At 42.8% G+C, this 18,562-nt stretch carries 12 protein-coding genes; all 12 read right to left on the bottom strand.

The window, feature by feature from the left end; genetic code table 11:
- Positions 1–160: 160 nt before the first annotated feature.
- Complete coding sequence (locus PHU20_RS10760; protein ID WP_274825376.1) at positions 161–1,717, bottom strand: hypothetical protein; 1,557 nt, start codon at positions 1,715–1,717, stop codon at positions 161–163.
- Positions 1,718–1,736: 19 nt separating this feature from the next.
- Positions 1,737–2,519 carry an enoyl-CoA hydratase/isomerase family protein gene (locus PHU20_RS10755; RefSeq protein WP_274825375.1) on the bottom strand — a complete coding sequence of 261 codons (783 nt, stop codon included), beginning with the start codon at positions 2,517–2,519 and terminating at the stop codon, positions 1,737–1,739.
- 20 nt (positions 2,520–2,539) lie between these two features.
- Complete coding sequence (locus PHU20_RS10750; protein WP_274825773.1) at positions 2,540–3,964, bottom strand: sensor histidine kinase; 1,425 nt, start codon at positions 3,962–3,964, stop codon at positions 2,540–2,542.
- A gap of 186 nt (positions 3,965–4,150) precedes the next feature.
- Positions 4,151–4,699 carry a CopD family protein gene (locus tag PHU20_RS10745; RefSeq protein ID WP_274825374.1) on the bottom strand — a complete coding sequence of 183 codons (549 nt, stop codon included), beginning with the start codon at positions 4,697–4,699 and terminating at the stop codon, positions 4,151–4,153.
- Positions 4,700–7,828 (bottom strand): WD40/YVTN/BNR-like repeat-containing protein, encoded by a 3,129-nt coding sequence (locus tag PHU20_RS10740; protein WP_274825373.1) that lies wholly within the window; start codon positions 7,826–7,828, stop codon positions 4,700–4,702. It lies immediately after the preceding gene.
- 20 nt (positions 7,829–7,848) lie between these two features.
- A complete protein-coding gene (locus PHU20_RS10735) occupies positions 7,849–9,621 on the bottom strand; it encodes an arylsulfatase (RefSeq protein WP_274825372.1) in 1,773 nt (590 codons plus the stop codon).
- Positions 9,622–9,689: 68 nt separating this feature from the next.
- Entirely contained in the window at positions 9,690–12,827 is a 3,138-nt protein-coding gene (locus PHU20_RS10730) for a WD40/YVTN/BNR-like repeat-containing protein (protein ID WP_274825371.1), read from the bottom strand.
- A gap of 438 nt (positions 12,828–13,265) precedes the next feature.
- A complete protein-coding gene (locus tag PHU20_RS10725; RefSeq protein WP_274825370.1) occupies positions 13,266–13,739 on the bottom strand; it encodes a hypothetical protein in 474 nt (157 codons plus the stop codon).
- A 191-nt stretch (positions 13,740–13,930) separates the two neighbouring features.
- Positions 13,931–14,488, bottom strand: coding sequence for an REP-associated tyrosine transposase (locus PHU20_RS10720; RefSeq protein WP_274825369.1), 558 nt, complete (start codon positions 14,486–14,488; stop codon positions 13,931–13,933).
- Positions 14,489–14,734: 246 nt separating this feature from the next.
- Positions 14,735–15,772, bottom strand: a complete 1,038-nt coding sequence (locus tag PHU20_RS10715; protein WP_274825368.1) for a lactonase family protein — start codon at positions 15,770–15,772, stop codon at positions 14,735–14,737.
- A gap of 125 nt (positions 15,773–15,897) precedes the next feature.
- Positions 15,898–17,277, bottom strand: a complete 1,380-nt coding sequence (locus tag PHU20_RS10710) for an MATE family efflux transporter (protein WP_274825367.1) — start codon at positions 17,275–17,277, stop codon at positions 15,898–15,900.
- 80 nt (positions 17,278–17,357) lie between these two features.
- Positions 17,358–18,389 (bottom strand): ferrochelatase, encoded by a 1,032-nt coding sequence (gene hemH / locus PHU20_RS10705; RefSeq protein ID WP_274825366.1) that lies wholly within the window; start codon positions 18,387–18,389, stop codon positions 17,358–17,360.
- Between the last annotated feature and the right edge of the window lie 173 nt (positions 18,390–18,562).

The following is an 18,562-nucleotide window of genomic DNA, read 5'->3' as shown; positions in this document are numbered from 1 at the left end:
CAGGATGTGATTCCCCTGGTGTTCATAGCGATTTTAAAACCAACAGCATCATTACCAACACACTACTCCCCACTGATCACTGATCACTGACTACTGATTACTGATTACTGCCTACTGACTACTGCCTACTGCCTACTGCCTACTGATTACTGATTACTGCCTACTGAATAAACACCTTAACCAATTGTTTCTTACTACCTCTTTTTGCGTAAAAAACGATTTCATTGCTCTTTATATTCAACAATGGTTTGGAGACCATTAAAGGCAATCGGGCTTCCTTAACATCGATTAATTTTTTATATGCGATATGTCCTTGGGCATCCAATCGGATAACGAATATATTCCTATTTCTACTCAATCCCTGTTTAAAAAGTAACCGATCGCCCGATAACAACTGCGGATTTTCAGTGGCCGTACTTATGAAAAAATACGTATTCCCGTCTTTGGTGTAGGAACTGTAGGAGGCATAGGCCCCATCACCTTGGGTTACCTCAGCCTTGTTGATGTTCCTTGCCCAGAGCATATCGCCATCCGAACTTAATTTCGCACTTACAATGTCATTATGGTGGTATCGGGTCACATGAAGTCGACCCCCACTCGAATTTGATTGTATGCTTGAGGTACTGAAATACTCTTCCGCATTAAAATGGATTGATCCATTATTGGAAATATGGACATTCTTGAATACGAGATCTTTGATAACCTTGTCATCGCCACGACCAAATTTATCGACCATAAACTGATCGGAAAAAGCACTGTATTTCTTGGTATTTATGCTCAAGGTTTCCGGGTTTATATTAAAATAGGCCAACCCATTGTACCTGTTGTCCTTTCTGTTGGCATAAAAACCCACACATAAAAGCTCATTACCCTTGATGATCGGCATTAAGGCTTCCGGGAATTTTCCGGGATCATCAAAAGTTTGGGTTTGGGCTCCTTTTGGTGAAACTTTGACCAATTCATATTGGAATTTGCGCTCCTTTGCCAAAAATCTTTTTTTCTTAAAATAGGCCTTGCCGATAATATAGGCCTCTTTCAGGTCTTTTGAAAAGGCTACATTTTCAAAAGCATAGTTCTTCTCCTCCACTTCGGCAGAAAAATCGTGCTCGACCACTTTTTGCAAACCGGCATTGAACAAATGGATAACATGTTTGTTGGTCTTGCCTTTTTTAAAGTGGGTACTGATGACAAAGGCATTTTTCTTATCATTGAAAAGTACGGAAGTCGTAAAACCTGAAGAAAAATTCCTGTTATAATAATTTTTGTCCAGTGGGTTATCGACTTCTTCCGATGCCACCCTCAATAAGGTTTCTTTCGTGAAATTCATCTCTGAAAGCGGACTACGATGAACCGAATATTCATAAGCCAAAGCATTGTAATCGTAATCCAGGAAAAGAAGGTAAATCTGACCATTGGCCACGTACCCGTCTACCAAATTCGCATTTTTGAGTTTGTAGTTGTACTCATTGATCAACTGCATATTGGCATCATAATGCTCTATTACATACCCTTTTGGTTTTAAGATCACCCCCGAAAAATAGGACCTCACTAAAAAGGTTCCTCCTTTACCATCATTGGAAATGGTCAAAAGGTTCGAATATTTATACCTGTCATTATATTTTTCCCCAATGGAAAAATCGAGGGGAAAATCTTGGGCCAGGATCCCAAAGGAAACAAAAAACAGAAAAAACAGGGAAGCGTATTTTCGCAAATTCATGGGTCGGATTTTTTAGGAATCATTTACCGGGGAAATCAGCTTTTCGTTTTTCCAAAAACGCACTGGTACCTTCTTTAAAATCTTCTGTACCAAAGCATTGACCAAAGGCCTCGATTTCCGTGGTATATCCATTTACATCATTGTTAAAACAATCATTTATGGCTTTTATTGCATAACCGATGGCAACTGGGGAATTATTCGATATCCTACCCGCCAATTGCGTACATAGATCCATAAGTCCTTCTTGGGGCACCACATGGTTGACCAGCCCATATTCCAGGGCCTTGTGGGCATCGATCATTCCTGCGGTCATGATCATTTCCATGGCCCTGCCCTTACCTACCAATCGCGGCAGGCGTTGGGTGCCCCCATAACCCGGGATAACCCCCAGTGACACCTCGGGAAGCCCCATTTTGGCATTTTCACTGGCCACACGAAAATGACAGGCCATTGCCAATTCCAATCCACCCCCTAAAGCAAATCCATTGACCGCCGCAATAACGGGTTTGGACAGGTTTTCTAGAAAATCGAAAAGAATTTCCTGCCCTTTGGCCGCCAATTTTTTCCCTTGCTTTTCCGAGAATCCCGCAAACTCCAAAATATCGGCTCCTGCGACAAAGGCCTTCTCCCCACTTCCGGTGAGAATGATCGCGCGTACTTCCTTAGCTTTTTCAAGCTTTACGAATGCCGTATGCAATTCCTGGATGGTTTCCTTGTTCAGTGCATTCAGTTTGTTCGGGCGGTTTATGGTCACTACGGCCATATGGCCCGTGGTCTTCACTAAGATATTTCGATGTTTCATGCGCTTATGTAGTTAATGATTCATTCCTTATTCGGAGATTGGCTTTTAGGGAAAATCACCGTAAATACGGTTCCTTTACCGAGTTGGGAGGTAACATTGATGGTTCCATTATACGTTTCAACAATATTTTTCACCATTCCCAATCCGAGTCCCATTCCGCTCGATTTCGTCGTGAACTTCGGTTCAAAGATCTTATCGGTAAATTCGTCGGCAATACCCATACCATTGTCGGCCACGCTGATTTTAACCTTATCCCCTTCCGTAGCCACCGTTACCAAGATCCTGGGTGCGGACTGGTCCCGCATGGCCTGGGTGGCATTTTTCACCAAATTGGTAACTACCCGTATAAGCTGGGTCTTATCCCATTTCGCAATGATCTCCTCTTCGTCACTGACAAAGTGGATATAGGGTTCATTGAAGATATCCAACGCCAAACGCACGATTTTGACGACATCCAAAGTCTCGTTCTTCTGGGCGGGCATTTTGGCAAAATTGGAAAATGCAGAGGCGATACTGCTCATGGTATCTATTTGTTGGATCAAGGTATTTGAATATTCATCGACCTTTTTCCTAATATCGGGATCATTGGGATCGAACCTCGATTGAAAACTTTGGACACTCAAGCGCATTGGGGTCAAAGGATTCTTGATTTCATGGGCAACTTGCTTGGCCATTTCCCGCCAAGCCTGTTCACGCTCACTCCGGGCCAATTTCACGGCACTTACTTCCAATTCATCGATCATTTCATTATAGGCCGTAACCAACTTTCCGATTTCGGTATCCGATTCTTCGATGATGATCTTTTTATTGCGTTTGGTAAGGTCGGTCTTGACCATCATATCCGAAACGGTATGCAGCGACCGTGTAATATATTTTGTAATGAAATAAGCCAAACCGATTGCGATCAATAACATCAGAAAGTATACCCACATCAATCCGGTCAAAGACTCCCTCAGTTCCGTATCGTTCAGGGCATTGTTCTCATAATAGGGAAGATTCAATATTCCGATCGGTTTAAACTTATTGTCATTGATATAGGTGTAGGAAGCTTGGTATTTATCACCGGCCGCGGAATTCTTCTCCAAATACCGTCGTGTCACACTCATGGCCAAATTATTGAGTACTTCCGCATCGAGGCAATTGGATTGCGCGTCAATCTCGAACCGGGGTCTTGAGCTTTTGATCAACTGCCCGTCCAAATCATAAATATTGAAAGGAGCATTCAAAACATCCGCAATCTGATAGATTTCATCCTTAAAAATCAAATGGAGGTTTTCGGTCGTTTGTGCATAAGTGGTTTTTTGAAGCGTATACCGAACACTTTGCTTTACCTGCTCTTCTTTTCGTTCCAAGCGATGGGCGTGATAATTCTTTAAGGTTTCACGATATTGGTAAATGGTTACCCCGGAAATCAACACAGATGCTATCAACACCAGTAAAATCATGGTGGCGAATATTCTTGACCTAAGCGAAATATTTCTTACCAAAAAGCTTTAATTTAGGAATAAAGATAGCAAATATCAGGCCATTCTCAGCGTCCTACGACCTTAGAACCATTCTTGAAAGACAGCCGCGATTTCGAAAGCAACCATAGGTACCCCCCAAGATCGCCAACCCCAAAAACCATCTTACTATGCGTTTGGATTTTTTTGTTGGATACGACGATAAAGCCGTATCCCCAACATCAGTAATATTCCCAATACTACAATACCGATAACCCCGAAAATCCAGTTGAAGGCACTTTTAAGGATGACCAAAAAGACCACTGCGAATAAGATCAAGGTAGCCCCTTCGTTCCAAATACGCATAAACCGAGAGGTATATTTTACCTCATCGCGTTGTAACTGCTTGAATATTTGGTGACATTTCAAATGATATAGGAACAATAGGACCACAAAAAGTAATTTAACGTGCATCCAAGGTTGTTGCAGCCAAATGGGTTGTAAAACCAATAACCACACTGCAAAAATGGTACATAAAATGGCCGAGGGCCAAGTAATGATATTCCACAATCGTTTGGTCATCAATTTTAACTGTGCAGTCAAAATTTCCTTATCCGGGGAAGGTTTGTCGGCGGCCTCTATATGATAAATGAACAAACGAGGTATGTAGAAGAGTCCCGCAAACCATGTTACGACAAAAATCAGATGTAATGCCTTTATGTAATTGTAATATTCCATTTAATCGATCCATTGAAGGGCTCCTATACCTTGCTCCCAAAGTTTTTTATTGAATGCCGGAATGGCAATTTTACCCAGTCTTTCCGCTTCCTTATCCAAAACGGCCCATTGTGCATCAAGCTCCGCCTTTCGGTCTCTTGAGGATTGGTTCACCCGGGGGATACCACTATTGGTGGCATCGATCAAAAATAAGTACTCTGCCGTAAACTTATTGGGGAAATTCTCCACATCATCGTAGGCCTTCGATTTACGCTGTACCATCTTTTTGTCCCAAGCATCCAATTCATCGAGCAACTTTTGGCCTTCAGCCTTCAAGGCTTCGTCATTCAATCCTTTTAATACCGATTTCAACTGTTGTTGTATTTTATATAAGCTGTTCAATTTGGTATGCATAACCGTCAGTTTCCCTTCCATTTCGGTCATGAACGCATCATAGGCCTTATACTGTCCTTCCTTGGTTTCATAAGTAGGCATTTCAACAATGTTTCCAACGGTAGAGACCTCCTTATCCCCCATTTTCAATTTTAAGGTATATGTACCCGGGGATGCCTTATGGCCCCTGAATCCGGCTTCAATATATACATCGGGGATTCCCGGAAGTAAGGGATACTGCATATTCCAAACAAATCGGTTCAAGCCCTCTTTTTTATCCAATATCGGCTCAGGGGAAGGTCCGCCCCCTTTGAACAAAACTGCATTTTTATCCTTTTTGGACGTAAAACTGAGAACCAACCTGTTGTCGCTATCCAGAATATCCAAAGTTATATGGGTACTATCCGCCAATTTTGGCAATTCATAGTAAATGACCATTCCATTGGCCGGATTGACCCCGTTATATGGATCGGTACCTGTGAATTTTGTGGTGTTACCACTCATTGGACTACGCCAAGAACCGTTCAGGGCATCGGCCGGTTGCACTATTCGTAGCCCTTTATCCGAAGCTTTATATTGTTGTAGGACATTTAGATCATCCAAAATCCAAAAGGCCCGCCCCGAAGTCGCCACGATCAGGTTTCCATGATGTACTTTTAAATCGGTAATCGGGGTTTTGGGCAAATTGAGTTGAAAAGGTTCCCATGATCTACCATCGTTCCAAGAGATATAAACCCCTTTTTCCGTTCCGGCATAGAGCAATCCTTTGCGATCTGCATCTTCCCGCACCACCCTGGTAAAAGAACCATAGGGGATTCCCGTACTGATATTGGTCCAGTTCTTTCCATAATCGGTGGTTTTATAGATAGCCGGCGTATAATCATTGAATTTATAGCGGGTCGTGGCTATATATGCCGTGGCCGGATCATGGGGCGATACTTCAATGGCATTGACCAAGCATTGCTTTAAGCCTTTAGGGGTAACATTCTGCCATGTAGTACCATTATCCCTGGTCACATGTACAAAGCCATCGTCACTACCGGTCCAGAACACCCCACTTTCATGTGGTGATTCCATCATATAGGCAATGGTCCCGTAATTCTCGGCCCCTACGGCCTCGTTGGTAAATGGCCCTCCCCCATTTCCTTGCAATTCATCAATATTTCGTGTAAGGTCTGGGGACATTTCTTCCCATGTCAGTCCCATATCACGGGTACGAAGTACCAATTGGGCACAATGATAGAAGGTATTGGGTTCGTGTTGCGACCTAAGAATGGGTGCATTCCAATTGTACAGATATTTCATGTCCCTTGCTTCCCTTCCCAAATATTGGATGGGGGCTGCCATGATCTGTGTAGATACCTTGGATTCCATATCCAGGGCTTCAATGGTCCCCAAATAGCTTCCGCCTAAAACGTATCGTGGGTCATTGGGGTCAAAGGCCAAAAATGCACTCTCCCCACCAGCGGTATAGGTCCAATCCTGTTCCGTGATACCGCTTCTGCCAAAAGATCGACTTGCGATCTTCACCGATGTATTGTCCTGTTGTCCGGCATAAATATTATACGGAAAAAGGTTGTCCACACTGATCCTATAGAATTGGGCCGTTGGCATAATATCCTGGGTAGACCATGTTTTACCGAAATTGAAACTGATCGCGGCCCCACCATCATTGGCAATGACCATATTTTTGGAATTGTCGGGGTTGATCCAGAGATCATGGTAATCGCCATGTGTACCTGATAAGGTCTTCCAAGACCTCCCTCCATCTATGGATCGCAAGGCAGGGGCACTCAATACATAAACCGTATTTTCATCATTGGGATCGGTAAAAACCTCGGTATAGTACCAGGCCCGTTGTGTCAAACGATTATCACCACTGATCCTACTCCAGCTTTCACCTGCATCATTGGAAACAAAAAGTCCACCCTTATCCTGATCGGAATCGCTTTCAACCAGGGCATATACCTTATCGGAATTGGCCGGACTCACCGAAATGGCCATTTTACCTTTTTCCTCGGGTAGCCCTTTTTCGATCTTGAACCAGGTGTCGCCCGCATCGGTGGATTTATATACGCCACTACCTTCACCTCCACTGATCACCATATTCGGTTTGCGTTGGTGGTGCCACATCGTTGCGTACATGATTTCGGGATAGTTTGCATCCATGGACAGCTCTGAACAACCGGTCAATTCATTAACGAACAAGGTGTTTTTCCAGGTTTTTCCCCCATCGATGGACTTGTATATTCCACGATCTTTATTTGGACCATAAAGGGCTCCCTGTGCCGCGACATAAACGATATCCGGATTTGTAGGATGGATGATGATACGGGCAATATGTTGGGTAGCCTCCAATCCGACTTTTTTCCAGGTTTTACCGGCATCGGTAGATTTATAGACCCCATCGCCATAGGAGGTCATTACCCCTCTTGGGGCGTGTTCCCCCATGCCACAATAAACGATATTGGGATTGGAAGCCGATACCGTTACCGCACCCACAGATCCCATTTCAAAAAAGCCATCGGATATATTCTCCCAACGTTGACCGGCGTCGGTGGTTTTCCATAAGCCACCACCCGTGGTACCCATATAATACGTTAAGGGATCCCCTACCACGCCAGTTGCCGTTACCGATCGCCCTCCGCGAAAAGGACCGATATTTCGGTATTTCAACGGTTTGAAATAGTCTTCCGAATTTTGGGCCATACCAAGTGTAGTGGCCAATAGTAGAATTAATAAAAGTGGTTTTTTCATTGATTAAGCTATTATCGGTCTTATTCGACCTTTTGCATTTCAACCCAAAATGGGAGTATTTTTTTATTTCCGACCCTATAAAATGGGATTAAATCACAATCCATCTTAGGCAATTGTACATTGGTCATTTCTATGTATTCGGTATTGTCAATCTCATTTTTCAGCTGATTGACCCTACCTTTCGTTTCCAGGTACATATTCCCTCCTTTTGGTATTGGTTTTACAAATCTAAATTTGACATTGTAGCTTCCTTCCTCAATGGATACATTCCATTTCCCATAGATTTCCTCTTGATCCCAGATACCCCTTTCCCCGCCTGCATCATTTCTATTCAAAAAAACAGGATTTTCATATTCACTTCCGATATGGATCTTTGGTTGATTCAAAATATTTTCAGAGGTCATCAATTCATTGAACATACGGTCCAAATCGATTTTAAGTGACTCTGAAATTTTCTTATTGTCCTTAACCAAGTTTTGTTGTTCATATGGATCTTTTTTGATATCGAAGAGTTTAAAATCTTCGATTTGGGCATTATAGTCGGTATGTCCCACCAATTTGTATTGCCCTTTCTGGACTGCCATGTTCTGGTATAAAACGGGGTAACGACGTGTCCAATAAAAGAACAAGGGCCTATCTTCCCATTTTACTTTTTTCTTTTCTATTAGCGGTATCAAGTTCACACCATCAATTTTTCGGTCCTCCGGCATTTTTACATTACAGATTTCCGAAATTGTTGGAAGCACATCGATATGGGCAGTTGTAGTTTCAATATTTTGGTTTCCTTTCCATTTATTCGGATATCTTACATAAAAAGGAACCCGAACACCCCCTCTAAACACACTTCCCTTTCTTCCCCGCATACCTGCAACATACCTAATTTGCTGGGGACCATTATCGGTCATAATAACCACAAGGGTATTATCGGCAATATTCAAGGCTTCTAACTTTTGCAATAAACTTCCTATGTTATCATCTATATTGGAAACCATTGCATAAACCTTTCGGGCATCTTCCTTGTCCTTTTCACTCATTTCAACAAAGGGCCTAGGATCGTCTTCAAAACCCGAAGCAGGGTCAATGTCCTTATAGCGCTGATAATACTTGTCAGGGACCTGTAATGGCGTATGTGGGGCGTTAAAGGACAAATAGCAGAAAAAAGGCTGTTGATGGTTCTTTTCTATAAAATCAATCGCATTATTGGCGAAAATATCACTGCAATAACCATCATAAGCCTCTTGTTTCCCGTTATGCCAAAGTACAGGATCGAAATAACTGCGGTTTCCTTGAAAATACGTCGTGAAATCCCCCACTTGGCCCATACCGCCTGAAAGGTGAATCAATGACTCATCAAATCCTTGGTCCATTGGTCGTGATGGATAATTATCCCCTAAATGCCATTTACCGAAAATACCTGTTTTATAATCAGCTTGTTTCAATAGTTCTGCAATGGTCACTTCGTTGGATGCCATAATTGCCCCGCCGTTGTATGTATCCCGAATTCCCGTTCTAAGGGAATATCTCCCCGTCATTAAGCTGGCCCTGGTCGGGGCACAGACCGGTGATACATAAAAATTATTGAATCGGATGCCCTCTCTTGCAAAAGCATCGATATTGGGTGTTTTTACATGTGGATTTCCTGTATACCCCAAATCACCATACCCTTGATCATCGGTAATGATTATGATGATATTGGGTCTTTCCAATTCCTGGCCCCGTACAATGTTTGACCCATATACCAGCAATAATAGTAAGAATAGGGTGCTAAAACTAAATTTGATTCGATTATTCATTAAGGTTCGTTTATATGCTTTATAAATATCTTGACTGCCCTCGATATGACGGATTTAATCCCTTCCCATCATTCTTCAACAAAAAGGTAATTCAATTTCAGTTCATTGAAGGCTGCATTGAATTCTTGGAGTTCCTTATCGACCACGGCGTCAAAGGCCTTAAGCTGTTCATTGATCTGTGCTGTCAATTCATTTTTCACCGCAATATCCTGATCCGTTGGTGGAAAATCGTCAATAGCGACCAGACTGTTCAAATGTCCTAATTTATTGTTCAATCGGATCGGGAAATTCAAAGGGTCTTGCCTACTTCTGTTTTTGGTTTGATACAATGCTTTTTCGACCTCTGCCAAACTTTCCTTCATTTTCTTGGATTTTTCAACCAATTGTTTTGTTTTTGGATTGTCTTTGTACTGTTTGGCGAAAGCATCCAGCTGTTTGGTGATGTCCCTAATCTTTTCGATGGATTCATGGGCTTTTTCAATGGTCGTATTGATATCGGTTATAAAATCGAACTGCTTTTGCATATCGGCAACCGAAACTTCGGCCCTTGGATCTGGAAGTATACTGAACGTTTCCGAGGAGGAAACCCCATTTACGTTTAAATGCACCTTATATTCCCCGGGAACGGCCTTGGCACCGTCCAAACTTGCCCACCACAGGATCATGCCGTCCAATTTTTTGGCGCCCTTACCGCGGGTATCCCAAACAAAGGTATTGCCCCCTTTCTTGACCTCCAATTCTTTATCGCTTTCCTTGGCCGTATTACCATAACTGGCCAATGTATCCCCGGCCATGGTGGTAAAGGTAAGACTGATACTGTCTTTCTCGGTCAAATCCTTTACATAAAAATGGGTGATGACCCCATTGGGGTGATTGGCCCCTGCGGTTTTTGAAGGGGATTTTAACGCTCCTCCTTTTGTTCGATAGGAATCCTTGGGTTTATACAGAATCGAGGTTGCCGTCTTTTTACTGGTATCCAATTGATGTAAAACGGTTAAATCATCAATGATCCACAAACTACGCCCTTGGGTAGCTACGATCAAATTGTCGTCCTTAATGGCCAAATCGGTAATGGGCACAATAGGCAAATTCAATTGGAAAGGACTCCAATCGGCCCCATCATTAAAGGAAATATACATTCCCGTTTCGGTACCTGCATACAACAACCCTTTGCGCTTAGGGTCTTCCCGGACCACCCTGGTAAAGTGCTCATTTTTTATACCGTTCGTTATTTTTTTCCAGGTTTTTCCGTAATCCGTGGTTTTATAGAGATAGGGTTGAAAATCGCCCAATTTATACCTTGTTGCCGCCACATAACACGTACCCTCATCAAAGGCGGAGGGTTCAATGCTGTTGATCATGTTCCATTCGGGCATGTTCGAAGGGGTCACATTCTCCCAATGGGCACCCCCGTCCTTGGATACATGGATGAGTCCGTCATCGCTTCCCACCCATAACAATCCTTCTTTCAATGGACTTTCATTGGCTGCAAAAATGGTACAGTAATATTCAACGCTGGTATTATCCTGTGTGATCGGTCCCCCACTGGAAACTAATTTAGTGGGGTCGTTCCGTGTTAAATCGTCACTTAACAATTTCCAACTCTGACCTTCATTTTCAGTAACATGTACATGGTTCGAAAATGTATACAGTTTTTTGGGATCATGTTTACTGAACATGATCGGGAAATTCCATTGGAAACGGTATTTCATGCCTTCGGCACCATGGCCCATGGGATTATCTGGCCAAACATTGATTCCCCGGGCCGTGTTTTTGGTGTGATTCACACGCGTCAGAAAACCATCATAACTACCCCCATAAACAATATCGTCATTTAATGGATCTACGGCGATATGGGCCGACTCCCCTCCTGCGGTGGACTCCCAATCACTTTCATCAATACTGCGCCCATCACTGCGATGCTTGATCCGTACGGTGGAATTGTCCTGTTGGGCCGCATAGATTCGATAAGGAAAGGAATTATCCGTGGTAAGCCTATAAAATTGGGCCGTAGGTTGGTTGTAATACGTACTCCAGGTTTCTCCCCCATCATAGGAAATCTGTGCCCCCCCGTCATCTCCAATGATCATTCGTTGGCCATTCTCTGGGGCGATCCACAGGTCATGGTGGTCACCATGGGGGGCATTGAAAGTCTTGAAGGTCTTACCTCCATCGGTCGATTTATGGTAATTCACGTTTAACACATAAACCACATCTTCATCCTGTGTATCGGCATACACACGGGTATAATACCATGCCCTTTGGCGTAATTTACGTTCACTGTTGACCAAGGTCCATTTTTCACCCCCATCATCGGAACGGTATAATCCCCCTTTCTCCTTATTCTCGACTATGGCCCATACGCGATCCGAATTTTTGGGGGAAACCGTTACTCCGATAATCCCTAAGGTATCTTTGGGAAAACCTTCATTTTTGGAGATTTCCTTCCAAGTTTCCCCACTGTCGGTACTTTTCCATAGGGCAGAACCATCTCCACCACTACTTAAACTATATGGGGTTCTTTTTGCCCGCCAAGTCGATGCATACAAAATTCGGGGATTGTTGGGGTCAAAGGTCAGATCCACAGCACCGGCTTGATCGTTGACGAATAATTTTTTCTCCCAGGTCTTTCCCCCATCGGTACTTTTATAAATTCCCCGGTCCTCGGTAGGCTTATAAATGTTCCCGAGAACAGCTGCATATATGGTATTGTAATCGGTAGGATGAATTCGTATTCTGGGTACATGACGACTATTTTTCAATCCGGCCGAAGTCCATGTTTTGCCTGCATCCTCGGTTTTCCAGATTCCGTAGCCGGAAGACACATTACCCCGTAAGGTCTTTTCTCCCCCACCTACATAGATGACATTGGGGTCGCTTTTGGCCACTTCAACGGCACCGATACTCCCGCCAAAATAGCCATCGGAGATATTGCTCCAGGTACGACCACCATCCGTGGTTTTCCAAACCCCGCCGCCCGTGGCCCCAAAGTAGAAAAGATTGGGCTCTCCCGGCACACCGGTAACGGCTGCCGAACGCCCACCACGAAATGGTCCGATCAAACGGTACTCCAAACTGGAATAAAGTTCCTCAGGATAAGCTGGGGATGCGGTAGATGACTTCTTTTTTCTTTGGGCTATACTTGTTGTCGGTAATAGGAAGATGGCCAGCATGATCATGCCCGCCCAAGCGTGGATTTTTTTCATTATTCAAAGGTTCTGGTTTGTTAGGGTTAAAAGTAAGGAATTATGGAAATTCCGTTAAGGAATCTATGATCAATTTGGCATTTTACCTTAATAAATCGGATCGGATTTTATAAACTCCAAACAAACTGGACTTGGTAATGCTATTTCATGAAGAAAATTCAAAGTACCTTTGGTTCGATCACGTTTAAAAACGACGATATTATTACAAAGTCGTTTAGTTCGCACCCAACTCAGAGGAGCCCTTGTCGAAAAGAAAGAAACAAATTAGGCTGCTGTTGGATTATGGAACTTGTATTTTCTACTCATGGCGTATTAAAAATCCAAAATTTCATTCCGATTTTACAACAACAAAGTATGTCCTTTTCTAGTTCGGCACTTGTTTGCCTCCACTTTTGCCAGACAAGAGTGCTAACAGGGGCTAGCCTGAGACCAGACCATTCAATCTACGATACCATGGCCAATAATTTCAATTGCCCATTTTTCATTTAACTTCCTAACAATTCCTACAATATTGGCATGTTCAAACTCATACCAAACTGAAAATCCTAGAATTTGCTTTTCACAATCAATATTTGGGAAACTAAATTCAAATGTCCGTTCTATCTTACTTGAGGAATCGCGAAGGATTACATCTTGTCCATTTGTGCGTATTCTCAAATCAGGAGTAATAAATTTATTTATTACTATTTCTAAAGGCAACGATCGTTCTTGTAATGGTTTTAGATAGGTTTGTAAATCATCTGTAGCCAAAATTTTATTTAAGATTATTTCTCTTTCCTTGATAGCAAAACACCCCAAGGAATCAGTGCTTTGATCGACAACTACCGATTTTATCTCAGTATTTCTTTTATCTTTACAAGATAGTATTACCATAAAAAACAATAGGACTAAAATAACATTCTTATTTACCATTGTAATTCAGTTTTTATTTGTTTCTGTCTAAAACCAACCTTGCATTGTAAGGAGTAACATTGGTCTTATAAACTTTCATTTCAAATTTAACACCTTCCTCACCCCAAAAAAAGAAATCTCTATTACTGCTTTCCCCGCTAGCGCCCGTCTGTGACGGGTGCCCACAACGGTAGGAGTAGGAATCACAATCATCATCCCAAAAATCCAATGGCATCGATTTCAAAGGCGGGATCTTCCCCAACGATATTTCTTGCACTACTATATTTCCATTGTGTTGGTTCGGTAACAAAACCTGCGGTCACTGGATTATTATGTATATAATCCAATTTTTGTTTTATTACCTCAGTACTCCAAAGCTCTATGGGTTTGTTGTTATGTTGCCAAAATTGATATTTTGAAATATTGCCCTTTTTCTTGCCTGCCCATTCAAATAAAGATAGTAGCCATTCTTTTCTACTTTCTTGTGGATTGCCTTCTATAGCTTCCAATATTTTCTTCGCGGTATGTTTCTTGAAATCACGCAACAAACTTGTCGGGTCTTCATTGGAATCCCGAAAGATAAAATGTACGTGGCTTGGCATAAAACAATAGGCAAATAGTTCCATTCCCTTATGGGCCCTACAATACCTTATGCTATCTACCAAAACCTTGAGATACATCTCCCGTGTAAAAACATCAATCCAATAAACGGTGGCGAAAGAAACAAAGTAGGCTGCTGTTGGATTATGGAACTTGTATTTTCTGCTCATGGTAAATTAAAAATACTAAAACCCACGGTTTTGGTAATGAACCTATATATTCTTAACTGGTACGGCACTGAGCGCTAGCTAGAGGTATTCGAATTTTCATAAAGGCTTGGTTTTAGGTTAGTTAACAATCTTTAACCAAATTCAGCATATTAATTTAAACCCCAATATAGCCCAACCTTATAAAAACCAAGGTTTTCCTTTTTTTCGACCAAAGTAGGTTTAATCAAATATCTGAACTACAACTATCTACGACCCTAAAAACTCCAAACAAACCGGACTTGGTAATGCTATTTCATTAAGAAATTGCAATGTACCTTCTGTTTTATCCCGTTTGAACACAACGATATTGTTGCTGCGTTGGTTGGCCACCAAAAGAAAAGCACCACTGGGGTCCAGCGCAAAATTACGGGGCCAATCCCCTTTTACACTTTCACGCCCAACCAAACTCAATTTACCCGAGGATGGGTCCACCTTAAAAATCACGATCGTATTCTCACCGCGATTGGAACCAAAGAGGAATTTGCCGTCTTGGGAAAGATGGATATCTGCACAAAAACTTTCCCCAGTAAAATCCTTGGCCAAGGTCGAAAGGGTTTCGATCTCCAGATACGTACCATCCTCCTTTCTTTCTAGGGTGGTAAGGGTCGAATTCAACTCGTTGATCACATAAAGGTATTGCCTGCCATTCCCAAATGTAAAATGCCTTGGACCCGCACCGGAGGCCATATCCAAAGAGGGCTGTGCTGCAGGTTTGAATTCATTACCTACCCATTGGTATCTTTTGACGGCATCCAATCCCAAATCGGCAACAAAGAGTCCGTCTTCAGTGAATTGGGCAGAATGCGCATGCGAGGTTTTAACGGTATCCAATACGTTGTGATCTATAATCTGTGGATTTGGCAGCAGTGCGCCATCTTCGCCCAATCCGAAAATGGTAAGACTCCCTCCGGTATAGCTTGACACCGCTACAAAGCGACCATCTTCGGACAATCCTATATGGCAAGGGTGTGCTCCAACCGTGGTATTGGAATTGATTTTCACCAAGCTATCCCCCTCAATACGAAAAGCGGCCACGCCTCCACTCGAATTTTCATACCTATCGGTTTCTTCAACGGCATATAAATATTTTCTATCCGTTGAAACCTTCACAAAGGATGGGTTCCCTATTTTGGCCACCTCCTTTTTATGGGTAAGTTTCCCTGTACCGGAATCAAAAGAATACCTATAAATACCTTCGCTACCGTTTTCGGTATAGGTGCCCACAAAAAGGGTATACGTATTCATGGTCTGTTCGTTTTTACATCCGATTACGAAAAGTAATATGCCTAAAAGTACAAGATAATGGTGCTTCATAAAACCGAGTAGATCAATTAGACCTTAAAAGTAACAACTTAATTCCATAACCAAGGCTATCTATCCAAATCCCTTTTTACTTCCCTCAATAGATAAAACCCGGTAACCAAAGTCGCCAGGATATCCGAAATCGGAAAGGCTATCCACACCCCCAGTTCGCCCATATAATTGGGTAAGATCAAGATCAATGGGATAAAAAAGAACCCTTGCCGTGTCAAGGTCAATAACAGGGCCGGTATGGCCTTACCGATAGCCTGGAAATAGGCGGCCCCGATCAGCTGTAAAGCGATTATCGGGGTTGCCGCAAAGACCAAGCGCATGGCCCAAGGTGCGTGTTCCAAAACAAAAGCATTGGTGGCCAGTTCAAAATCGGACATTTCGGGTTTATTACTTAGAAATAAAGAAGCTATTTCCGCAGGGAAAACCATGAGTCCGACAAAAACAAGTGTTGCGACCAAAGCGGCATATTTTATAGCCGTAAATATGGATTCCTTGACCCGTGCAAACTTCCCGGCTCCATAATTATAGCCGGCAATGGGTAAAAAGCCTTGGGTTACCCCGAAAACCGGGAAAAGGGCGAACATCAGCATGCGCCCGATAATGGCATAGACCGCTACCATGGCTTCCCCGCCCAAATCGAATAAAATATTGTTCATCAACAAGTAGATGACACTCACTACAGCTTGTCTTGATAAGGTAACGAAACCTAAAGAGCCTATTTCCTTAATAATATGCGATTGCAACCTAAAATGATGCCAAGCCACCTTAAGTTCTGAATTTTTGGAAATAAAAAAATACAGCACATAAGCAAAACAAAGCACATATCCGATCGTTGTTGCCCAAGCGGCACCCGCCATCCCCCAATCGAACACATAGATAAAGAAATAATCCATGACCAAGTTCCCTATAGACGGGATGATCATGGCGATCATGGCGAATTTGGGCTTCCCTTCGGCACGAATGACCGTATTGCCCATCATGCAAAGGGCCAAAAATGGCACCCCGCAAACCACTATGATATAATATATTTTTGCCGGTTCAAATATGGCCCCTTTACCTCCAAAAGTGGGGATAAGACCATCAACGAAGTACAATCCGAGCGACACCATGACCGTAGTTACCAAAAGGGTCAAGGTTATTTGGTTCCCAAAAGTACGCAAGGCCTTTTCCTTGTCCTCACTGCCCAAGGCCCTGGAGATAATACTGGAGCCCCCAATACCGATGGCCATCCCCAAAGCCCCGATAAAGAAAGATACCGGTAACACCACATTGATCGCGGCAATGGCAATGGAACCGATCCAATTTCCTACAAAAATGGAGTCGACAAGAACGTTCAATGACATGACCAAAATACCAATAGACGCAGGAACGGCTTGCTTTACAAGCAATTGCCCTATGGGCTCTGTCCCTAATTGATCTGCTGTTACTTTCGCCATTAAAATCAGTATTAAGACCGGTAAGGTATAAACTAATTTCTAGTTATACCCAATGCCTTCCTTAAAGGTGAGCACCTGGCTTAGGCAGGTAATTTTCCGGATGTTTGCCAGGTTTCAATCCAACCCGCCATGACCTTCACCCAATCATCACTGTCATTCAAACAACCGATATGTTTGTACGATTCCCCACCGGCTTCTTCAAATTGATGTTTTCCTTCCATGGCAATTTCTTCCAAGGTTTCCAAACAATCGGCGACAAAGGCCGGGGTTACGACAGCAAGTCGCTTCTTTCCCGCTTTCGCCAAGCGGTCAAATTCAAAATCGGTAAACGGTTTTAACCAGGGATCATTGGGCAATCGTGATTGAAAGGAAACGCTGAATTTATCAGGATCCAATCCCAAATATTCGGCCACCCGCCTTGTGGTATCATAGCACTGATGCCTGTAACAGGTATTGTGGGCTACCGAATTGGTGGTACAGCAGTTCCCATCGATCTTACAATGGAATTTTGTCGGATCCGATTTCCGGATATGCCTTTCCGGGATGCCATGATAGGAAAACAATACATGGTCGTATTCAAAATCCTTTAACCCTTGTGCAATACTTTCGGACAACACCTTAAGATATGCTTCATTCTTATAAAAAGCAGGTAAGGTGGTAAAATGCATATTCGGGAAATACTTTTGTTGGTCTTCCATGGCTTTTACCACGACCGTCTCAAAGGAAGACATGGCATATTGAGGATACAAGGGCACCAACAATACCTCATCGACCCCCTGATCCTCCAATTCCTGTAGTGCCTTTTTAATCGTCATGCTACCATACCGCATCCCCAAGGCCACAGGAATTTCAACCTGTTTACTTACTTTCTCAGAAAAGCGTTCGGAAATCACGATCAAGGGCGAGCCTTCTTCCCACCATATTTTCTTATAGGCTTCAGCCGATTTTTTAGGCCGTGTTTGCAAGATGATCCCCCGAACGATGATATTCCGCAACCAATTGGGTACGTCAATGACCCGGGGATCCATTAAAAATTCATCCAAATAGGGCTTTACATCCTTTGGGGTGGGACTATCCGGCGATCCTAGATTTACCAATAATACTCCTTTCATGCAACAATGGTTTTTTTATTTTTTTGATTCCCGCTATAAGTGCCTTATGCACTTTCCTTATTTTAAATGGGTACGGGAACTTAAAATTTTCCCTAGGCCATTTCGGAAACCCAGGGCAAAAATAGGCGTTGTAAAAAAACTAAACCCATACCCAGACCATAAGTTTCTTATGC

Origin of the sequence: Maribacter polysaccharolyticus (assembly GCF_028882255.1) — a bacterium.
In the GTDB taxonomy this organism is placed as follows: Bacteria; Bacteroidota; Bacteroidia; order Flavobacteriales; family Flavobacteriaceae; genus Maribacter_A; species Maribacter_A polysaccharolyticus.
The sequence above is the reverse complement of the archived record's forward strand: the minus strand, read 5'-3'. Positions and strand labels throughout refer to the sequence as shown.